Source organism: Streptomyces verrucosisporus, from assembly GCF_017114865.1.
Lineage (GTDB): Bacteria > Actinomycetota > Actinomycetes > Streptomycetales > Streptomycetaceae > Streptomyces > Streptomyces fenghuangensis.
This window is the reverse complement of the sequence record NZ_JADEYH010000020.1, coordinates 1-19,702: the sequence shown is the minus strand read 5'-3', so window position 1 is coordinate 19,702 and position 19,702 is coordinate 1. Positions and strand designations below refer to the sequence as shown.

Here is a 19,702-nt window from a genome sequence, read left to right as displayed (position 1 = left end):
GTGCCGCGAACCGGACTCGCGGCCGCTTCCTGCCTGCTGTCGCTCGGCCTGCTCCTGGCCGGCTGCACCAGTTGCAGCGACTCGGCCATCTGCGGCAACGACAACGGACGCAACGTCCTCGGCGGGGGAAGCGCCGGGGAGGCGCAGGCGGACGCGCCGGGCGGCCTGACCGGGTCCCTCGGCGGGAAGAAGGACGGGAGCGGCTCCGGAGCGACGCCCGGGGCCGTCCGCTTCTCGGGGGAGGCGCTGATCGGGGAGTACTTCGACCTGGATCCCGCCCCCCCGGGCGGTACGCCACCGGGGACTATCTGACGTCCCCCAACGTCGACCCGGAGTTCTCCACCATATTGATGAGCGGTGTGGACCCGAGGGTGACGACCGCGGAGTGGAAGGGGGAGCGCAGCCCCCCCGGGCACAGTGCGACGAGTACCTCATCAGGTTCGCCGTCCAGACCGGCTCCCGGGAGTGGAGCGGGGAGGGGACGTCCTTCTGCGCGCGGACGGACGAGGGCAGAACCGCCTTCGTCCGTCTGAAGCAGCGCACGGCGAGCGGATACCTGGCCGACATCGTCACGTGGGAGAAGTAGCGGGTTAGCGGGTTTCCGCCCGGCTTCAGCGGCCCGCGGGGGCGCTAGGCTCGGCACCGTCCGGAGCCGTCCGGAAGGGGGAGGCCGTATGGGCGCCGTGGTCGTCGTCGAGGACCTGCACCACTCCCACGGCCACGGGCCCGCCGCGCTCCCCGTGCTGCGCGGCCTGTCGCTCACCGTCCGGCGCGGCGAAATCGTCGCCGTCACCGGGGCCCCCGGAGCGGGCCGGACGACCCTCCTGGGCCTGGTCGGCGGACTCGGCACACCCGTCTCCGGCCGGATCACCGTCGACGGGGTGCGGCTGGACGGCTTGGGGGAGCAGGAGCGGCTGAGGCTGCGCCGCGACCGCATCGGTATCGTCTTCCCCTCGCCGGGGCTGCTGCCGGTCCTCACCGTCGCCGAGAACATCGGCGTTCCGCTGCGGCTGCGCAACACCCCCGCGCGCGAGCGCGACGAGCGCGTCTCCCGGCTGCTGGCCGAGGCAGGCCTCGCCGAGCTGGCCGGGCGGCGGCCCGACGAGATCGACGGAGCCCAGCGCCGGCGCGTCGCCGTCGCCCGCGCGCTGGCCGTCCGGCCGGCGCTGCTGGTCGCCGACGAGCCCACCGCGCTGCTCGGGCCCGGTGAGGCCGCCGGGGTGCTGGAGCTGCTGTACACCGCCGTCCGTGCCCGTGGTGCCACCGCGCTGGTCGCCACCCGCGACCCCTGGCCGCTGTCCCGCTGCGACCGCGTCCTGGAGCTGCGCGACGGGCGGCTGCGCGAGGCCGGCCCGGAATTCCGCCCGCTGCCGGCCCGGTCCTGAGCCCTGAGCTCCGAGCCGCGGGCTGTGGTCCGTGAGCCCGTCGCGCGCCGCGGGACGCCGGGGCGCCGGGAGGCTCGGCGGACGCGGGGAAGGAGCCTTCGGTCACATCCGCTTCCGGGGCCCTCAGGGGCATTACGGGGGGTGACGGGCGCGGGTAGGCTGGCCGTATGAGTGGCGTTACCCGACTCGAGAGGGGCGGCCGGCTGCGGCGCCTCCTCGGGCGTCTGGCCTCCTCCCAGGAGGATCTGCTCTCCGCCGAGCTCCGGCAGGACACCGAGGAGAGCGGCTGCACACGCATCCGCGACTGCGGCGACCGGCAGATCGTCAAGGTGACCGGTACGCTGCGCACGGTGACGCAGCGCCCCAGGGCGGGCGTGCCCGCCCTGGAGGCGGAGCTGTTCGACGGGTCCGCCCCGCTGGACGTCGTGTGGCTCGGCCGCCGGTCCATCGCGGGCATAGAGCCGGGCCGCAGGCTGATCGCCCACGGGCGGATCGCGATGAACCGCGGCCGTCCGGTGCTGTTCAACCCCAAGTACGAGCTGCGACCCATCGGACAGGACAGCGGACAGGAGTAACGGGTGACCTCTCTCGACAAGCCGGCCGCCGGCGTGGACGGGACCGGGCCCGCGGCCGAGGCCGGCGCGCCCGGTCCGACGGTCACGGACAAGGCGCTGATGGAGGCGTTCGGCGGAGTGCGGGGCATGGTGGACACCACCGTGCCCGGGTTGGTCTTCGTGCTGGTCTACACGATCAGGCGGGACATCCACCTCGCGGCCGTCGCCGCCCTGGGCCTGAGCGTCCTGCTCGCGCTGGCCCGCCTGGTGCAGCGCGAGACCCTCAAGCACGCCTTCAGCGGCGTCTTCGGGGTCGGGATCGGCGCGGTCTTCGCGATGATGTCGGGCGACGCCAAGAACTTCTACCTGCCGGGCATGCTCTACACCCTGGGGCTGGCGGTCGCGTACTGCCTCTCGGCGGTGCTGCGCTTCCCGCTGATCGGGGTGCTGCTCGGGCCGCTGATGCGCGAGAACCTCTCCTGGCGCACCCGCAACCCCGGACGCCTGGAGGCCTACACCAAGGCGACCTGGGCCTGGGGCATCGTCCTGCTGGCCAAGTCGGCCATCCTCTTCCCGATCTACTTCTGGGGCGACGCCACCCAGCTCGGCTGGGTGAAGGTGGCGCTCGGTATCCCGCCGCTGCTGCTGTGCGTCTACCTGACCTACGTCTTCCTGGCCAAGGCCCCGCCGCCGATCGACGTGATCGCCGAGATGGAGGCGGAGGAGGCCGCGGAGGAGGAGAGGAAGAAGGAGCGGGAACGCGAGCGTGCGGCGGGCGAGGCGCGGACGGACTCCTGAGCGCTTGGCGCCGTGTCGGCCCAGGTTCACTCCGCTCACGGTCTCTGCCCCGCCTCCGGCCGGGTGGCGCCCCTCCGGCACGCGCCCTCGCCACGCCGGCCGAAAGCCCGGGTGGGACAACCGCATACGGCTTCCGGCCGCCTTGCGATCGCGTCCCCCGGCCCCGCGGGCCCGGGGAGGCCCCGGCACCAGCGGCCCCGCGGCGGCCGTACGCGCACGGAGAGGGCGGCGGCCCGGTCCACCGACCGGGCCGCCGCCCTCCCCTCTCGTCCGGAGCCCGCCGCTACCGGGAGTCCTCCTCCGGCTCGCGGCGCACCGACAGCAACTCCTCCAGCTGCTCCTCGCGGGACTGGGCGGCGACGAACAGCAGCTCGTCACCCGGCTCCAGGGTGTCTTCCGGGCCCGGGGTGAGGACCCTGCTGCCGCGGATTATCGTCACCAGCGCGGTGTCCTCGGGCCACCGCACCTCGCCCACCCGCGTGCCGGCCAGCGCCGACTCCGGGGGCAGGGTCAGCTCGACCAGGTTGGCGTCGCCCTGGCTGAAGCGCAGCAGCCGCACCAGATCGCCGACGCTGACGGCCTCCTCGACCAGCGCGGACATCAGCCGCGGGGTCGAGACGGCCACGTCGATGCCCCAGGACTCGTTGAACAGCCACTCGTTCTTGGGGTGGTTCACCCGCGCCACGACCCTCGGTACGGCGTACTCCGTCTTGGCCAGCAGGGAGACCACGAGGTTGACCTTGTCGTCGCCGGTCGCGGCGATCACGACGTTGCAGCGCTGGAGCGCGGCCTCGTCCAGCGAGGTGATCTCGCAGGCGTCGGCCAGCAGCCACTCGGCCTGCGGCACCTGCTCCACCGTGATGGCGCCGGGCGCCTTGTCGATCAGCAGCACCTCGTGGCCGTTCTCCAGCAGTTCCCCGGCGATGGAACGCCCCACCGCGCCGGCCCCGGCGATCGCGACCCTCATCGTGCCTCTCCCTCGGGGCCGCGCGAGAACGCGGCCTCCACGTCGCCGACCCGGTCGCAGCGCATCATCACGTGCACCAGGTCGCCCTCCTGGATCACTGTGTCGGAGGTGGGCAGCATCGCCTCGCCCAGCCTGGTGATGAAGGCGACCCGGGTGCCCGTCTCCTGCTGAAGGCGGCTCACCCGGTGCCCGACCCAGGCGGTGGAGGCGTGCACCTCGGCGAGCTGGACGCCTCCGGTCGGGTCCAGCCACAGCGGCTCCGCCCCGGAGGGCAGGAGCCGCCGCAGCATCTGGTCGGCCGTCCAGCGGACCGTGGCGACGGTCGGGATCCCCAGCCGCTGGTAGACCTCGGCGCGGCGGGGGTCGTAGATGCGGGCGGCCACGTTCTCCACGCCGAACATCTCGCGCGCCACGCGGGCGGCGATGATGTTGGAGTTGTCGCCGCTGCTGACGGCGGCGAACGCCCCGGCCTCCTCTATCCCCGCCTCGCGCAGGGTGTCGCGGTCGAAGCCGATCCCCTCCACCCGGCGTCCGCCGAAGGAGGAGCCGAGGCGGCGGAAGGCCGCCTCGTCCCGGTCGATGATCGCAACCGTGTGACCCCGCTGTTCCAGGGTCCGGGCGAGCGCGGCGCCCACGCGCCCGCATCCCATGATGACGATGTGCATGAGGCCGCTACCCCGTGCCTTCCTGTGCCGTGACGACCCGGGCCCGCATCGCGCGTCGTCCTTCCCGCCCCGACCGGGGCGCCTGCCGATCTCTTCTGCGCCGTAACGCTACCCGGCATCCGGCGCCGGGCGCCCCTCACGGTCCCCTCCGGGCCGTGTCCCCGTCTCCTCACCGCGGCGGCTCAGCGCGCTGGGCCACCACACGGCCGGCCCGATGTCCCTGGCGAGGGCCGGGACGAGCAGGGAGCGCACGAGGACGGTGTCCATGAGCACACCGAAGGCGACGATGAAGGCGATCTGGACCAGGAAGGACAGCGGGATCACCACCAGCGCCGCGAAGGTGGCGGCCAGCACCACCCCGGCCGAGGTGATCACTCCGCCGGTGGCGGTCAGGCCCTTGAGCACGCCCATCCGGTTGCCGTGCAGCAGGGTCTCCTCGCGGACCCTGGTCATCAGGAAGATGTTGTAGTCCACCCCGAGGGCGACCAGGAACACGAACCCGTACAGCGGGATGGACGGGTCGGTGCCGCTGTACCCGAGGAGGCCCTCGAAGACCAGGGCGGCGATGCCCAGGGTGGCCAGGAAGTTCAGGGCCACGGTCGCCACCAGCAGCACGGGCATCACCACCGACCGCAGCAGCCCGATCAGGATGACCAGGATGATCACCAGGACGACGGGGATGATCAGCGCGCGGTCCTCGCGGGCGGTGTCGCGGCTGTCGAGCTGCTGGGCGGTGTAGCCGCCGACCAGGGCGTTCGAGCCGTCCACCGCGTGCACCGACTCCCGCAGCCGCTCGACGGTCTCCAGGGCCTCGTCGGAGTCGGCCCCGGCCGACAGGGTGGCCTGTACGCTCACCCGGCCGTCGACGACCAGCGGCTCGCCCCCGCCGGGGCGGCCCGAGGAGGTGACCGGAGCGGCCGAGGCGACGCCCTCGGTGTCCTGCGCGGCGGCGGTGACCTCCTGCACCCGGCCGGCGTCCGCGATGATCACGGCGGGGTTGCCGGAGCCGCCGGGGAAGTGCTCGTTGAGCCTCTCCTGGGCGGTGACGGACTGGGCCCCGCCGACGAAGATCTCCTTGGTCGGCACGCCGGTGGACGACAGGGCCGGGAAGAACGCGGCGGCGACGGCCAGGCCCGCCAGCGACACCGCCCACACCCGGCGCGGGGAGCGGTCCACCAGGGCGGCCACCCGGCCCCACACGCCCCGGGCGGACGACGGATCGGAGGGGTCCGCGGGCGGCTTGGGGCGGGCGGGCCAGTACGCGGCCCGGCCGAGCACCGCCAGTACCGCGGGCAGGAAGGTCAGGGCGCTGAGCATCGCGCAGGCGATGCCGATGGCGCCGACCGGACCCAGGGCGCGGTTGTTGCGCAGATCGCTCAGCAGCAGGGCCAGCAGGCCCAGGGCGACGGTGGAGCCGCTGGCGACGATGGCGCCCAGGGAGCGGCGCAGCGCGGTCCGCGCCGCGCCCACGCGGTCGCCGCTGTGGGCGAGCTCCTCGCGGAAGCGGGCCGACAGCAGCAGCCCGTAGTCGGTGGCGGCGCCGATGACCAGGATGAACAGGATGCCCTGCACCTGACCGTCCACCCGTACGACGTCCCGCTCGGCCAGGAAGTAGACAATCGCGGTGGCCAGCGCGAGGGCGAAGACCGAGCCGAGGATGATCGCCAGTGGCAGCAGCACGCTGCGGTAGACCAGCAGCAGGATCAGCAGCACCACGCTGAGCGCCACGCCCAGCAGCAGCCCGTCGATCCCGGCGAACGCCTCGGACAGGTCGGCCTGGGTGGCGGCCGGGCCCGCGACGTACGCCTCGGTGCCCTCCACCCGACCGGCGGTCTCCAGGACGGCGTCGACGACGTCGCCCATCTCCTCCTCGAGTTCGGAGGAGAGCGGGAGAACGGCCTGCAGGGCCTCGCCGTCCTGGGAGGGCTGCACGGGCGAGGGGCGGCCGGCGACGCCGGGGGCCTGGGCCAGTTCGGCCAGTGTCTGCTCGGCCTGCTGCCGCTGATCGGCGCCGATGCCGCCCTCGTCGGCCTCCCAGACGATGATGGCGGGCACGGTCTCGGAGGTCTGGAAGCCTTCCTGGGCCTCGATCACCTTGGTCGACTCGGCGCTCTCGGGCAGAAAGGAGGCCTGGTCGTTGGTGGAGACCTCGCTGATCTTCCCGGCGTACGGGCCGAAGGCGCCGCCGACCGCCAGCCAGACGACGATCAGCGCGGCGGGTACCAGCCACCTGAGGAAACGCGGTGTGGGTTTCATCGACTCCCCTGAACCGAAGGATGTGAGCACCGCCTGCGCGGGCTTAAATCTTTTTCATTGAGAAACTTGACGATCAAGACTGTATATCGTGGGGGAGTGCACGACTCAGACGACCCCACCGGTAAACCGGCCGGCGAACCCGCCGACGCCCTCCCAGAGCCCCTCGCCGGCCCCGACGGCGGTCCGACCGGCCTCCAGGCGTTCGCCGTGCTGCTGCGCCGCATGAACGGCGAGTTCAGCCGCATGGCGCACGACTTCGCCCACTCCCACGGCCTGCACCCCACCGACGTCCAGGCCCTGGTGGAGATCCTGGACGGCGAGCGGGACGGGCCCGTCACCCCCGGGCTGCTGCGCGAACGCCTCCAGCTCACCTCCGGCGCGGTCACCGCCTGCCTGGACCGCCTGGAGCGCGCGGGCCACATCCGGCGCACCCGGGACTCGGCCGACCGCAGAATCGTCCACCTCCACTACGCCCCCCGGGGCCGGGAGGTGGCCCGCGAGTACTTCCGTCCCCTCGCGCGTGCCACCGACACCGTGCGGCAGCGCTTCAGCGACGCGGAACTCCGCGCCGTCGTGCGCTTCCTGGCAGCCATGAACGAGGAGCTGGCCGCGCTGCGCCACCACCCGGACCGGAGCCCGCCCCGGAGGTGACCGACCGCCGCCGCCCGACGCCCGCGGCCCCCGCCTCGGCCGCCGAGGCGATGTTGCGCGCCATTCCGCCGAACACCACCGCGTGGAACGGCGAAACACCCCACCAGTACGCCTGCCCCAGCAGACCGTGCGGGTGGAACAGCGCCCGCTGCCGGTAGACGGTTCCCCCGTCCGGGCCCCGGTCCACCCTCAGCTCCAGCCAGGCCAGCCCCGGCAGGCGCATCTCCGCCCGCAGCCGCAGCAGCCGCCCCGGCTCTATCTCCTCCACCCGCCAGAAGTCCAGCGAGTCGCCTGCCCGCAGCCGCTCGGCGTCCCGCCGTCCCCGCTGCAGTCCGATCCCGCCCACCAGCCGGTCCAGCCAGCCGCGCACCGCCCAGGCCAGCGGCGCGGAGTACCAGCCGTTCTCACCGCCGATGCCCTCGATCACCCGCCACAGCGCCTGCGGCGAGGCGGCCACGGTGCGCTCGCGCTCGTCGGTGTAGAGGCTGCCGCCCGCCCAGTTCGGGTCGGTGGGCAGCGGATCGCTGGGCGCGCCGGGAACGGACGCCGAGGACCAGCGTGTGGCCACCTCCGCGTTCTTGATCCGCTTCAGCGCCAGCCGCAGCGCCTGGTCCAGACCCTTTAGACCGCCGGGCGGGTCGGGGATGTGGCGGGCGATGTCGTGCTCGGCGCAGACCACCTCGTGCCGCAGCGACTCCGCCAGCGGCCGGGCCAGTGCGCGCGGGACGGGGGTGATCAGGCCGATCCAGTGGCTGGACAGGGTGGGGGAGAGCACCGGCACCGGGACGATGACCCGCCTGGGCAGCCTGGCCACCGCGGCGTAGCGCTGCATCATGTCGTGGTAGGTGAGGATCTCCGGGCCCCCGATGTCGAAGGTCCGGTTCACCTCGGGCGGCAGCGACGCGCAGCCGACCAGGTAGCGCAGCGCGTCGCGCACCGCGATCGGCTGGAGCCGGGTGCGCACCCAGCTCGGGGCGACCATCAGCGGCAGCCGCTCGGTCAGATAGCGCAGCATCTCGAACGACGCCGAACCCGAACCGATGATCACCGCCGCCCGCAGCACGGCCGTCGGCACGCCCGAGTCCAGCAGCAGCCGCCCCACCTCGGCGCGGGAGCGCAGATGCGGGGAGAGCTCCTCCTCGGGCACACCGGCCGGGGTCAGCCCGCCCAGGTAGACGATCCGGCCCACCCCGGCCGCCCGCGCCTGCTCGCCGAAGATCCGCGCGGCCTCGCGGTCGGTGCTCTCGAAACGGGAGCCGCCGCCCATGGAGTGCACCAGGTAGTAGGCGACGTCCATGCCCTCCATCGCCGCGCGCACCGACGCGGCGTCGGTGACGTCGCCGCGCACCACCTCCGCCCGCCCCGCCCAGGGATGGTCGCGCAGCTTGGCCGGGGTGCGGGCCAGGCAGCGCACGGTGTGGCCCGCCGCCAGCAGCTCGGGCACCAGCCGGCCGCCGATGTAGCCGGTGGCCCCGGTGACCAGGCAGCGCGGCGGCCGGCCCGCAGGTCCTCCCCCCTGCCCGCCCGTGCTCCCGTCCCCGCCGGTACCGCCGGTGCGGTCCCTGCCGCCGTCGCCGCCGTCCATGTGTCGGCCCGTCCTCTCCGCCATACGGCCATGCTTGGCCCCGCCTCCACCTCCCGCAACTCGCGGGGAGGAGCGCCCGGGACCCGCCTTCCCGCCGTGACCTGCCGCACTCCGGCCCGGCGGCGGTTGGGTGGGCCGGCCAGGTGAGGCTTACGATCCTCTGCGTGTCCAAGCTGACCGACGTGTCCAAACGGATCCTGATCGGCAGTGCGCTGCGCAGCGACCGGCTCACCCAGACGCTCCTGCCCAAGCGCATCGCCCTCCCGGTCTTCGCCTCCGACCCCCTGTCGTCGGTCGCGTACGCCCCGGGCGAGGTCCTGATGGTGCTCTCCATCGCGGGGTTCTCCGCCTACCGCTTCGGGCCGTGGATCACCCTCGCCGTCGTCGTGCTCCTGTTCGTGGTGGTCGCGTCGTACCGGCAGAACGTCCGCGCCTACCCCTCCGGAGGCGGCGACTACGAGGTCGCCACCGCCAACCTCGGCCCCCGTGCCGGGCTCACCGTCGCCGGCGCCCTGCTGGTGGACTACGTCCTGACGGTGGCCGTGTCGGTCGCGGCCGGGGTGGAGAACCTCGCCTCGGCCATCCCGTTCGTCTCCGAGAACAAGACCGGCACGGCCGTGGCGGTCATCGCGCTGCTGGCCGTGCTGAACCTGCGCGGCGTACGCGAGTCCGGCACGATATTCGCCGCCCCCACCTACCTCTTCGTCGCCTGTGTGCTCGGCACCATCGCCTGGGGGGCCTTCCGGGGCCTGGTCCTGGGCGACGAGATGTCGGCGCCCAGCGCCGGGTACGAGGTCAGCGCCGAGACCGCGGAGCTGACCGGCTTCGCACTGCTCTTCCTGCTCCTGCGGGCCTTCTCGTCCGGCTGCGCCGCCCTCACCGGCGTCGGCGCCATCAGCAACGGCGTCCCCGCCTTCCGCCGCCCCAAGAGCCGCAACGCCGCGACCACCCTGGCGCTGATGGGCGGACTGGCCGCCACCATGTTCGGCGGCATCATCGCCCTGGCCCTGGCCACCGGCGTGAAGATGTCCGAGACGCCCGCCACCGACATCCTCATCGACGGTCGCCCCGCAGGCCCCGACTACCACCAGGACCCGGTCATCGCCCAGGTCTCCGCGGCCGTCTTCGGCAACGGCTCGCTCCCCTTCCTCCTGGTCGCGGCGGCCACCGCGCTCATCCTCTTCCTGGCCGCCAACACCGCCTACAACGGCTTCCCCGTCCTCGGCTCGATCCTCGCCCAGGACCGCTACCTGCCCCGCCAGCTGCACACCCGCGGCGACCGGCTGGCCTTCTCCAACGGCATCGTGCTGCTGGCCGTCTTCGCGGGCGTGCTCGTCTACGCCTACGACGCCGACTCCACCCGGCTGATCCAGCTCTACATCGTCGGCGTCTTCGTCTCCTTCACCTTCAGCCAGACCGGCATGGTCCGGCACTGGAACCGCCACCTCGCCCAGGAGACCGGCTCCGCCGCCCGCCGCCGGATGAAGCGCTCCCGCGCCATCAACGCCTTCGGCGCCTTCTTCACCGGCCTGGTCCTGGTGGTGGTGCTGGTCACCAAGTTCAGCCACGGAGCCTGGGTCGCGCTCATCGGCATGGCGCTCTTCTACGCGATGATGACCGCCATCCGCCGCCACTACGACCGGGTCGCCGAGGAACTGGCGCTGCCGGCCGAGGCCGGGCGGGAGGAGATGGCCAGGCCCTCGCGGGTGCACTCCATCGTCCTGGTCTCCAAGGTCCACCGGCCCACCCTGCGGGCGCTGGCGTACGCCAAGATGATGCGCTCCGACACCCTGGAGGCCCTCAGCGTCAACGTCGACCCCGAGGAGACCCGCGCCCTGTTCGAGGAGTGGAGCCGGCGCGGCATCGACATCCCGCTGAAAACCCTGGACTCCCCCTACCGCGAGGTCACCCGGCCGGTCGTGGAGTACGTCAAGGGCCTGCGCCGCAGCAGCCCGCGCGCCGTGGTCAGCGTCTACATCCCCGAGTACGTCGTCGGCCACTGGTACGAGCAGCTGCTGCACAACCAGAGCGCCCTGCGGCTCAAGGGCCGCCTGCTGTTCACCCCCGGAGTGATGGTCACCTCCGTGCCCTACCAGCTGGAGTCCTCCGAGCGTGCCCGGCTGAGGGCGCGCAGGCGCTCGGAGTGGAGCGCGCCCGGCGCGGTGCGCCGCGGCCCCGCCGGACCCGTCGGTCCCGACCGGCCCGCGGGCCGGAGGGAGGGGGACGGGCGGCAGGAGTGACCCGGACGGACCGGTAGGCTGGAGGACTGCCGTCCATGCGCCCGCCGTCCGTTGGAGCCGCTCCCCATGCCCCCCGCAACACCCCCCGCCGCGTCCCCCGGAACCGCACCGTCGCTTGTGGGCCGGGAGTACGAGGTCGAGATCGGTCCGGTCGCGCACGGCGGCCACTGCATCGCCCGCACCGAGGAGGGGCGGGTGCTGTTCGTGCGCCACGCCCTGCCCGGCGAGCGGGTCGTCGCGAAGGTGACCGAGGGCCGGGAGGACTCCCGCTTCCTGCGCGCCGACGCCGTCGGGATCCTGGAGCCCTCCAAGGACCGCGTCGAGGCCCCCTGCCCCTTCGCCGGCCCCGGCCTGTGCGGTGGCTGCGACTGGCAGCACGCCGCCCCCGGAGCCCAGCGGCGGCTGAAGGCCTCCGTCGTCGCCGAGCAGCTGGCGAGGCTGGCGGGGCTGACGGCCGAGGACGCCGGCTGGGACGGCACCGTCGAGCCCGCCCCCGGTGACAAGGTGCCCAAGGGCGAGGTCCCGGCCTGGCGCACCCGCGTCCACTACAGCGTGGACGACGAGGGCCGCGCCGGGCTGCTGCGCCACCGCTCCCACGAGGTGCAGCCGGTCGACCGCTGCCTGATCGCCGCGCCGGGGGTGAGCGAACTGGGCGTCGAGAAGCACCGGTGGCCGCAGATCGCCACCGTCGACGCGACCGCCGCCACCGGCTCCGGCGACCGCCAGGTCGTACTCACCCCCCGCCCCGGTGGGCGCCTGCCCCTGGTGGAGCTGGACCGGCCGGTGTCGGTGCTGCGGGGCGAGGAGCCCCGCGGGCGCGGCGCGGAGCGCGGCGGCGAGCGGGCCGTGCACCGGGTGCACGGCCGCCCCTTCGTCCGCGAGCGCGCCGTCGGCCGCACCTGGAGGATCAGCGCGGGCGGCTTCTGGCAGGTCCACCCCAAGGCCGCCGAACTGCTGGTCGAGGCCGTGATGACCGGTCTGACGCCGCGCAAGGGCGAGATGGCCCTCGACCTGTACTGCGGCGCCGGGCTGTTCGCGGGCGCCCTGGCCGAGCGTGTCGGGGACAAGGGCGCGGTGCTCGGCATCGAGTCCTCCAAGCGGGCGGTGGAGGACGCCCGCCACAACCTCGCCGACCTCGACCGCGTCCGCGTCGAGCGCGGCAGCGTCGAGCAGGTCCTGCCGCGCACCGGCATCACCGAGGCCGACATCGTCGTCCTCGACCCGCCCCGCTCCGGCGCCGGGCGCAGGACGGTGCGGCAGGTGGCCTCCCTCGGCCCGCGCCGGATCGCCTACGTCGCCTGCGACCCGGCCGCCCTCGCCCGCGACCTGGCGTACTTCCGGGAGGAGGGCTACGTCCCGCACTTCCTGCGGGCCTTCGACCTGTTCCCGATGACCCACCACGTGGAGTGCGTCGCCATCCTCAAGCCCGCGCCGAAGCGCTCCTGACCTGCGAGTTCATTCGCCCCGGGAACTCCATTCGACCTGTTCCCGGCCACCCACCGGGCGGGACGGCCGCTCCACTCACGAGAGTGATCCGACCTGCGGTTCCGTAGCGAAGCGCCCCTCGTGCCCACTGCGGTGCGAGGGCCTCGCCCGGAGTCCCGGCGCCCGTGTGGCGCCCGGCTCCCCGCGGCGGGGCCGGTGGAAGCTGCGTGCCGTGATGTGCGCGACGCGGCCCTGCCGCGGAGTCGCCGGGACGGCTCCGCGACCGCCGTTCCGGCGGTGCTCCCAGCCGGTCTCGACCGAGCAGGGTCGTGCGGAATGCGTCTAAGTAGACTTAGACGCATTCCGTCGTAGTGGGGCAGGAGGGTGGAGGTTCCGGTGAGCGGCAGCGTGCTGACCAAACCTGCGGACGTGGTCGACCGCGATCGTGAATGGGACCTGCTCACCGAGTTCGTCACGGACCCGGACCCGGCGATGCGTCTGGGGATCGTGTCGGGACGCAGGCGGCATGGGAAGTCGTACCTCCTGCAGGCTCTGTCGGAGCGGATCGGTGGCCTGTACGTCACGGCGGTGCGTGAGGAGGGGCGACTGCCGGCGATACAGCGGTTCAGCGACGCGATCGCGGTCCACGCCGGGCTGCGCCCGGGCACGCTGCGGCTGACCGACTGGCGCGAAGTCCTGGCCAACGCCCTGGACGTCACCGTGCGCTCGAGAACGCCGCTGCTGGTGATCGACGAGTTGCCGTACCTCCTCCAGCACTCCTCCGAGATCCCCGGCCTGCTCCAGCAGCTCTACGACGAGCGCCAGCGCGGCACCGGAGCCGGTCCCGGACCACGGGTGATCCTCTGCGGGTCGGCGATGAGCGTGATGCACGAACTGCTGTCGGGGACGAAGCCGTTGCGCGGCCGCGCGGTGGTCGACCTGCGGCTGGGCGCCTTCGACTACCGGGCGGCAAGGAAGCTCTGGCAGATCGACGACCCGCTGACCGCCCTACAGGTGCACGCCGTCCTCGGCGGGGCGCCCGGCTACCGGCCGGTGGCCGCCCGTCCGCACCCGAACGACGGCTTCACCGCCTGGCTCTCCCGGACGCTTCTGGACCCCGGGCGAGCCGTGTACTCACGCACGGAGACGGAGTACCTGCTGCGCGAGGACCCGCGCATCACCCATCACACCCTGTACTACGACATCCTCACCGCCATCGCACAGGGCGCCACCACACCCACCAGAATCGGCGCGGCCCTGGAACGGCAGCGCAACGCCGTCACCCACCCGCTCGATGTCCTCGAGTCCACCGGTTACGTCCAGCGCGAGCAGGACATCCTCCGCCCCCGCCACCCGGTGATCACCCTGGCCGACCCGGTGATCCGCTTCAACCAGCTGATCACACTGCCGCAGGCGGCCACCGTCGAGCAGGGCTTCGCCGAACAGGCGTGGCAGGCAGCCGCTCCCACCTTCAACTCCAAGATCCTCGGCCCGCACTTCGAGGACCTCGCCCGCACCTTCACCCGCCGCTACGCCCACACCCTGCTCCCCGGCGGTCTGCCCGGTCCGGTCGGTACCACCGAGGTCGCCGATCCGGCGGCCCGCACCAAGCACGAGGTCGACGTCATCGCCCTCGCCCTGGGCGAGCGTCCGCAGGCTCCCCGCGCCCGGATCGCCCTGATCGGCGAGGCCAAAGCCACCGCCGCCCGCCGCGGCACCGGCGATCTGCAACGCCTGGAGCACATCCGCAGCCTGCTCACCGACCAGGGCTACGACACGACGGACGCCACGCTGGCCCTGTTCTCCCTCCACGGTTTCCATCCCGATCTGGTCGACGCAGCGGCTCGCCGCGATGATCTCCTGCTGGTCGACCTGCCGGGTCTTTACGGGATCGGGTAGCCCAGCGACTTCATGGAGACTCGCTCCAGCCCCTCCGACCGGCACGTTCGGAGATCGCGAACGCTCACCGCTGCTGCGAGGCGGCCGGGGAGTAGGAGTTCACCTTCGGCCTGTTCACGGGGCGTTTCGTCGCTCGTTTCGAATACCGGCATGACGCTGTATCCCTCGCGGGCACGCTGCAACCCGAAGTCCCTCAACCGGACCGGAGACGGAACGCCATTTCAGCAAGCGACGATTCGTCGCACTTATGACCTTCGGCACAGCGCTTACGCCGCTGCCGGTGATCGACGAGTTGCCGTACCTCCTCCAGCACTCCTCCGAGATCCCCGGCCTGCTCCAGCAGCTCTACGACGAGCGCCGGCGCGGCGGGGCTGTGCGCTGGAGATCGGCCTTTTCTCCGCGGCGATGGGCGGCTCACCTCAGCTCGTACGGAGAGTGCGTCTGCCGGCCTGCCCGGTGTCGGTGCGGAAGATGGTGGGCTGGGCCTACGGCGGGTCATGTCCGCACAGCTCGCAGCGCACCGATGCGCGGTGTACGTCCATGGTGGCGGCTGCCGCATGGCGGGCAAGCGGTGCCGCGGCGTGACTCGGGACGTCGCGCTGCGGGCCCTGGCGATGTGAGACCTGAGAGTTTCGGACGGCGGCCTCGACATCGGTGTCGAGGCCGGTGCCGTGCTTGACGACGGCGTCCTCGGAACCGGTGTCACCCCAGCTCTCGGAGATGGTCGATCGTATTTCCTCCGCCTGGTCGGGGAGACGTATTCCCAAGGCGTTCTCCCACGGGCCGACGGCGGTGACGGTAATGGTGAGGACGAGGCCGATCGTGTCGGTGAGGACGCCGTGCTCGCGGTCGGCGGTCCTCTTGGCGGCATCGGTTCCCCGGCTGGTCAGGGATGGGATGGTGGAGGTTTTCGCACTCTGGGTGTCGATCACAGAGGCGGTCGGTTCGGGCTTGCGCCCCTCCTTCACGCGGGCCGGCCAGGTCGTAGTCGAGCCGGGCGAAGACTCCTCCTCGCACCACGCGGCGTAGCGGCGTGGACGGCGGTGTGGTTCGGGGCGACACGGGTGTGACCGCTTTCCTGACCCGACGTGTCGGGGGCGTGCCCCACCTGCTGGTGCATGCCAAGCTCGAAGGCGGATTCCTCGACCGGATCGAGCTGGCACCCACCGTCCAGTACACCGCCGCCAACCATGCGGAGCGCATCGGCGACGACCGGCCCCCCTTCCTCGACTTCGTGCTGTCGGCCGACCCGGAACGTGTGCGGTACGACAAACTCCACTCGGAGGAGGGCGGCCGTTTCCTCAACGCCGAGAGCCGCTACCTCTTCGTGGACGCCGGCGAGAGTGAGGCCCCCCTGGAGGCTCCGCCCGGGTACGCCTGGGTGACCCCGGGACAGCTGCGGTGGCTGGTGGGGCACAGTCACTACGTGAACGTCCAGGCACGCACCCTGCTCTCGCTCCTCAACACCGGCGCGGTGCGCCTGTGATGCCGCCCTTGCGGCTGGCGGTCCTCGGCTGCGCGGAATTCGCCCGCCGGCGCATGCTGCCGGCGTTCGCGGCCTGCGACGGCATCGCCCTCTCGGCGGTGGCCAGCCGTGACCACGCCCGAGCCCGGTCGCTGGCCGATGCCTACGGCTGCCGCGCCCTCCACGGCTACACGGCCGCGCTGGAGGACGATGACGTCGACGCGGTGTACATCCCGTTGCCCGCGGGACTTCACGCCCACTGGGTTCGCGAGGCCCTGCTTGCGGGCAAGCACGTCCTCGCGGAGAAACCCCTGGCCACCACTTGTGCCGAGACCGCCGAACTCCTCGACCTCGCCCGTAGGAGAGGGCTGGCCCTGGTCGAGAACGTCCTGTTCCCGCACCACTCCCAGCACGCCAGGGCACGCGAGCTCGTCGAAGCGGGCACGATCGGGGAACTACGCTTCTTCCAGGTGGCCTTCACGGTCCCCCGGCGCCCGGACACCGACATCCGCTACCGCGCGGACCTCGGGGGCGGAGCGCTGTGGGACGTTGGTGTCTACCCGGTCCGGGCCGCCCTGTTCGCGCTCGGCGACGATCTGAGGGTCGCCGGTGCCGTCGCCGTACGGGACAAAGGGCGGGACGTCGACACCGGGGGCGCGGCCTTGCTCCACACCCCCTCGGGAGTGAGCGCCCAGCTCGCCTTCGGCCTCGACGACACCTACCGCAGCGTGTACACGTACGCGGGCAGCCGGGGGCGCCTGACCATCGAGCCTGCCTTCACGCCACCCGCGGACCACGTCCCGTCGCTCCGCCTGGAGCGGGGCGGCGATATCACGGAGGTACGGCTGGCCGCCGAGGACCAGGTCGCCCAGGCCGTCGCGGCGTTCGTGGCCGCCGTGCGCGGCGGGGTGGCACCTGATGTGGCCGTGCTCCGGCAGGCGGCTCTGCTGGAGGCGATCGGCACACGGGCTGCTGCCGAGGCAAGGCCATGACCGGTTCCACCGCGGGCTGAAAGGTTCACGGAATATCAACCGGTGCCCCGTCAGGGGAAGTTGACCTGACCACAGGGGGAGCAGGGGTATTGGCGCGGCGACGGCGCAGACCTGTGCCCAGGAGGATGCGGCGGCCGTCCGCGCAGCCATGCCCGGAGCACGTCGGCGGCGCGGTCCGGGGAGCACACCGGTCCGCTCACCCCCGTCGGCCACATCCTCGTCTGCGCGCAGGGTCGTTGACCGCGACTGACCGGGAGCGTCTGTGCCAGGCCCGGTCCGTGGTGCCGATCTCCACCTCCGACTAAATAGAGCGATCGTCCTAGAACTATGCTACTTTTGCCGGACGCTCAGTAGATCGCTCGTTCCTTCAGTGACACAGCAGACCAACGGAGGCCTTTCCGCAATGAGCAGCAACCAGTCCGTCACCGTCATCGGGCTCGGCCCCATGGGGCAGGCGATGGTCAACACCTACCTCGACAACGGATACGAGGTCACCCTCTGGAACCGCACCGCCTCCCGGGCCGATGACCTGGTGGCCCGGGGCGCCGTCCTCGCCAAGAGCGTGGAGGACGCCGTCAAGGCCAACGAGCTGGTGGTCCTGAGCCTGACCGACTACGAGGCCATGTACGCGGTCCTGGAGCCGGCGGCCGACGTGGTGTCGGGCCACGTCTTCGTCAACCTCAGCTCCGACACCCCGGAGAAGACGCGCGCCGGTTCCCGCTGGATCACCGAGCGCGGCGGCACACACCTCACCGGGGGTGTGACGGTCCCGCCCGCCGGTATCGGCAAGCCCGAGTCGAAGACCTTCTACAGCGGTCCCCGCGCCGCCTTCGACAAGCACCGCACCAGTCTGGAGATCCTCACCGGCGCCGACTTCCGCGGCGAGGAGCCGGGGCTCGCGGCCCTGATGTACCAGATCGGCATGGCGATGTTCTGGCCGTCGATGCTCAGCTACTGGCAGGCGATCGCCCTCGCCGAAGCCAACGGCCTGAAGGCGGCGGACATCCTGTCCCACGCCAACGACACCATGCTCGCCATGCCGCACTTCCTCGGCTTCTACGCCGAGCGTATCGACGCCGGCAACCACGAGGGCGACGTCGACCGCCTGGCGATGGGCCTGGCGAGTGTGGAGCACGTCATGCACACCATCGGCGACGCGGGCGTGGACACCTCGTTCCAGGCCGCGGCGGTGGACCTGTTCCGCCGCGCGATGGACGCCGGCCACGCGGCCGACAGCTTCTCCAGCATCGTCGAGCTGCTGCGCAAGCCCGCATGACGCCCTGAGCGTTCGCCGTGCGTCCGGCGGACACCCCCTTGGGCCCTCCGGTCACGGACGACGGCGCCGGAGGGCCTCGGTACGAGCAGGTCGGAGGAAGAGGCGCGAGGAAGAGGCGCCGCACCCAGCCGCGTGCGGGACACGCGGCGCGTGCGGCGCCTCCTCGTCGAGCGGGGCAGACGAGGCCGCTGCGGTGTCAGGCCCGCGCGGCCGGATCCGCAGGGGTCAGGCGGACCGCCTCCGTCGGGCAGACGTCCAGGACGTCGGTCGCGGCCTCGATGTCCGCGGGGTCGGTCAGCTCGGTGCGGCTCACCACCGCGTGGCCCGCAGGCTCCACCCGGAACAGCTCCGGGTGCATCGCCTCGCACGTCCCGGCGCCCGTGCACGCCGCCGCGTCGATCGACAGCAGCATCCGCCCGCCGGGTGCCGCCCGGCCGGTGTCGGCCTTGTCGGCCATGGGGTCTCCCTCCTCGCTCACAGCCCGACCGGCAGGGACGGCAAGCTGCGCAGCAGCCAGTTCTCCTCGAAGTGGATCTCTTCACGGGGCACTGCCAGACGAAGGTTCGGGAACCTCTCCAGCAGGGCGGGGACGGCGACCCCCGTCTCCAGGCGGGCCAGGGCCGCCCCCATGCAGTTGTGCAGCCCGTGGCCCAGCGCCAGGTGCCGCTGCCCGTTGCGGGTGATGTCCAGCCGCCGCGGATCCGCGTACTTCTCCGGGTCGTTGTTGGCGGATTGCAGGCCGGCCACGACGGGGGTGCCGGCGGGTATGCGCACGCCACCTATCTCCAGGTCCTCCTTCGCCAGCCGGAACAGGCCGACGCAGAAGGCGCCGTCGTAGCGCAGGAACTCCTCGACCGCGGTCGGCGTGTGCTCGGGGTGCTCGCGCAGCAGCCGCATCTGGCCGGGGTGGTCCGGCAGCGACAGCACCGCCGAGCCGATCAGGTTCCGGGTGGTGTCGATTCCTGCCACGATCATGGCAGTCACCAGCGAGACCAGCTCGTCCTCCGGCAGCCGGTCCTCCCCGTCTCGGCCCGGACGAGGTGCGAGGTGAGGTCGTCCCCCGGACCGCGGCGTTTATCGACGATGAGTTCGCGGCCGTAGTCCACGAGTTCCTCGAACGCGGCGGCCACCTCGGCCTCCTGGTCGGGGTTCCCGGGGTCGGCGTGGAACGCCCGCTCGATCGCGTCGAGCATCTCACCGAAACGCTTCAGCGGGAACCCGAGGATCTCTCCCGTCACATCGGCCGGGATGCGGCCCGCGTAGTCCATCACGTCGGGCCGGTCCGACTTCTCCAGACGGGCCAGGCACTCGGCGACGATCCGGTCCACCGGCTCCTTCCACGCCGCCACCTGACGCGGCGTGAACGGGGACTGTAAAACGTTCGGTGTAACTCTTGATCAAGGAAGATGCATCGATGACCAGTGAGAACGTGACCGAGGCCGAGACCGTCGAGTCGGGTGAGCCGCCGGCCAAGGCCGTGGACGACCGGCTGATCGACGAGCTGGTGGGCCGCGCTCAGGCCGAGGGCCTGCAGCTGACCGGAG

Annotated in this window: 20 protein-coding genes and 2 pseudogenes; 14 read left to right on the top strand and 8 right to left on the bottom strand. The window is 72.4% G+C overall.

What is annotated here, in order from left to right; all coding sequences use genetic code 11:
• The 5 genes from IQ279_RS20160 to IQ279_RS20140 all read left to right on the top strand — a co-directional run bounded on the left by IQ279_RS20160 (position 1) and on the right by IQ279_RS20140 (position 2,737).
• Positions 1-312, top strand: coding sequence for a hypothetical protein (locus tag IQ279_RS20160; RefSeq protein ID WP_206350230.1), 312 nt, complete (start codon positions 1-3; stop codon positions 310-312).
• Between the two features lie 73 nt (positions 313-385).
• The gene (locus tag IQ279_RS20155) at positions 386-586 is read left to right on the top strand and encodes a hypothetical protein (protein WP_206350229.1); all 201 of its coding nucleotides are present in this window, start codon (positions 386-388) and stop codon (positions 584-586) included.
• Between the two features lie 88 nt (positions 587-674).
• Positions 675-1,385 (top strand): ABC transporter ATP-binding protein, encoded by a 711-nt coding sequence (locus tag IQ279_RS20150; protein ID WP_206350228.1) that lies wholly within the window; start codon positions 675-677, stop codon positions 1,383-1,385.
• Between the two features lie 167 nt (positions 1,386-1,552).
• Positions 1,553-1,960, top strand: a complete 408-nt coding sequence (locus IQ279_RS20145; RefSeq protein ID WP_206350222.1) for an OB-fold nucleic acid binding domain-containing protein — start codon at positions 1,553-1,555, stop codon at positions 1,958-1,960.
• A gap of 3 nt (positions 1,961-1,963) precedes the next feature.
• Complete coding sequence (locus IQ279_RS20140; RefSeq protein WP_372445191.1) at positions 1,964-2,737, top strand: DUF3159 domain-containing protein; 774 nt, start codon at positions 1,964-1,966, stop codon at positions 2,735-2,737.
• 283 nt (positions 2,738-3,020) lie between these two features.
• Here IQ279_RS20140 and IQ279_RS20135 read toward each other — a convergent pair whose 3' ends face one another.
• The 3 genes from IQ279_RS20135 to IQ279_RS20125 form a co-directional block, all read right to left on the bottom strand.
• Positions 3,021-3,704 (bottom strand): potassium channel family protein, encoded by a 684-nt coding sequence (locus IQ279_RS20135; protein WP_206350220.1) that lies wholly within the window; start codon positions 3,702-3,704, stop codon positions 3,021-3,023.
• A complete protein-coding gene (locus tag IQ279_RS20130; protein WP_206350219.1) occupies positions 3,701-4,369 on the bottom strand; it encodes a potassium channel family protein in 669 nt (222 codons plus the stop codon). Before IQ279_RS20130 ends, IQ279_RS20135 begins: the two co-directional genes overlap by 4 nt.
• 108 nt (positions 4,370-4,477) lie before the next feature.
• Positions 4,478-6,625, bottom strand: coding sequence for an MMPL family transporter (locus tag IQ279_RS20125; RefSeq protein ID WP_206350217.1), 2,148 nt, complete (start codon positions 6,623-6,625; stop codon positions 4,478-4,480).
• Positions 6,626-6,721: 96 nt separating this feature from the next.
• Between IQ279_RS20125 and IQ279_RS20120 the strand changes: the two genes are divergently transcribed.
• Positions 6,722-7,276 carry a MarR family winged helix-turn-helix transcriptional regulator gene (locus IQ279_RS20120; RefSeq protein WP_372445190.1) on the top strand — a complete coding sequence of 185 codons (555 nt, stop codon included), beginning with the start codon at positions 6,722-6,724 and terminating at the stop codon, positions 7,274-7,276.
• Here the strand turns inward: IQ279_RS20120 and IQ279_RS20115 are convergent.
• On the bottom strand, positions 7,173-8,885 hold the full coding sequence (locus IQ279_RS20115) for an SDR family oxidoreductase (RefSeq protein WP_241028433.1): 1,713 nt from the start codon (positions 8,883-8,885) through the stop codon (positions 7,173-7,175). The two genes, IQ279_RS20120 and IQ279_RS20115, sit on opposite strands and share 104 nt — an antisense overlap.
• Before the next feature lie 140 nt (positions 8,886-9,025).
• On the opposite strand from IQ279_RS20115, the gene IQ279_RS20110 reads away from it, so the two are divergent.
• The 4 genes from IQ279_RS20110 (at position 9,026) to IQ279_RS28660 (ending at position 15,045) form a co-directional block, all read left to right on the top strand.
• Positions 9,026-11,101, top strand: a complete 2,076-nt coding sequence (locus IQ279_RS20110; protein ID WP_206350215.1) for an APC family permease — start codon at positions 9,026-9,028, stop codon at positions 11,099-11,101.
• A gap of 66 nt (positions 11,102-11,167) precedes the next feature.
• Positions 11,168-12,547 (top strand): class I SAM-dependent RNA methyltransferase, encoded by a 1,380-nt coding sequence (locus tag IQ279_RS20105; RefSeq protein WP_206350213.1) that lies wholly within the window; start codon positions 11,168-11,170, stop codon positions 12,545-12,547.
• 471 nt (positions 12,548-13,018) lie between these two features.
• Positions 13,019-14,425: an ATP-binding protein gene (locus IQ279_RS20100; RefSeq protein WP_241028443.1), complete on the top strand. Its 1,407-nt coding sequence runs from the start codon at positions 13,019-13,021 to the stop codon at positions 14,423-14,425.
• Between the two features lie 497 nt (positions 14,426-14,922).
• Complete coding sequence (locus tag IQ279_RS28660; protein ID WP_307792448.1) at positions 14,923-15,045, top strand: DUF6233 domain-containing protein; 123 nt, start codon at positions 14,923-14,925, stop codon at positions 15,043-15,045.
• 3 nt (positions 15,046-15,048) lie between these two features.
• Here the strand turns inward: IQ279_RS28660 and IQ279_RS28175 are convergent.
• Positions 15,049-15,453 (bottom strand): annotated as a pseudogene (locus tag IQ279_RS28175) (IS5/IS1182 family transposase); the annotation flags it as partial.
• Positions 15,454-15,491: 38 nt separating this feature from the next.
• On the opposite strand from IQ279_RS28175, the gene IQ279_RS20090 reads away from it, so the two are divergent.
• The 3 genes from IQ279_RS20090 (at position 15,492) to IQ279_RS20080 (ending at position 18,158) form a co-directional block, all read left to right on the top strand.
• On the top strand, positions 15,492-15,911 hold the full coding sequence (locus tag IQ279_RS20090) for an NDP-hexose 2,3-dehydratase family protein (protein WP_372445189.1): 420 nt from the start codon (positions 15,492-15,494) through the stop codon (positions 15,909-15,911).
• Entirely contained in the window at positions 15,911-16,882 is a 972-nt protein-coding gene (locus IQ279_RS20085) for a Gfo/Idh/MocA family protein (RefSeq protein WP_206350205.1), read from the top strand. The genes IQ279_RS20090 and IQ279_RS20085 overlap by 1 nt, the downstream gene beginning before the upstream one ends.
• A 403-nt stretch (positions 16,883-17,285) precedes the next feature.
• Positions 17,286-18,158, top strand: coding sequence for an NAD(P)-dependent oxidoreductase (locus IQ279_RS20080; protein WP_206350203.1), 873 nt, complete (start codon positions 17,286-17,288; stop codon positions 18,156-18,158).
• Between the two features lie 196 nt (positions 18,159-18,354).
• Here the strand turns inward: IQ279_RS20080 and IQ279_RS20075 are convergent, their stop codons facing one another.
• From IQ279_RS20075 to IQ279_RS20065, 3 genes are read right to left on the bottom strand one after another with little or no spacing between them, the layout of a single operon-like run.
• Complete coding sequence (locus IQ279_RS20075) at positions 18,355-18,615, bottom strand: ferredoxin (protein WP_206350201.1); 261 nt, start codon at positions 18,613-18,615, stop codon at positions 18,355-18,357.
• Between the two features lie 17 nt (positions 18,616-18,632).
• A complete protein-coding gene (locus tag IQ279_RS20070) occupies positions 18,633-19,133 on the bottom strand; it encodes a cytochrome P450 (protein WP_241028432.1) in 501 nt (166 codons plus the stop codon).
• A gap of 5 nt (positions 19,134-19,138) precedes the next feature.
• On the bottom strand, positions 19,139-19,507 hold the full coding sequence (locus IQ279_RS20065) for a cytochrome P450 family protein (RefSeq protein WP_206350198.1): 369 nt from the start codon (positions 19,505-19,507) through the stop codon (positions 19,139-19,141).
• 65 nt (positions 19,508-19,572) lie between these two features.
• Between IQ279_RS20065 and IQ279_RS28945 the strand changes: the two are divergent.
• Positions 19,573-19,702 (top strand): annotated as a pseudogene (locus tag IQ279_RS28945) (transposase); the annotation flags it as partial.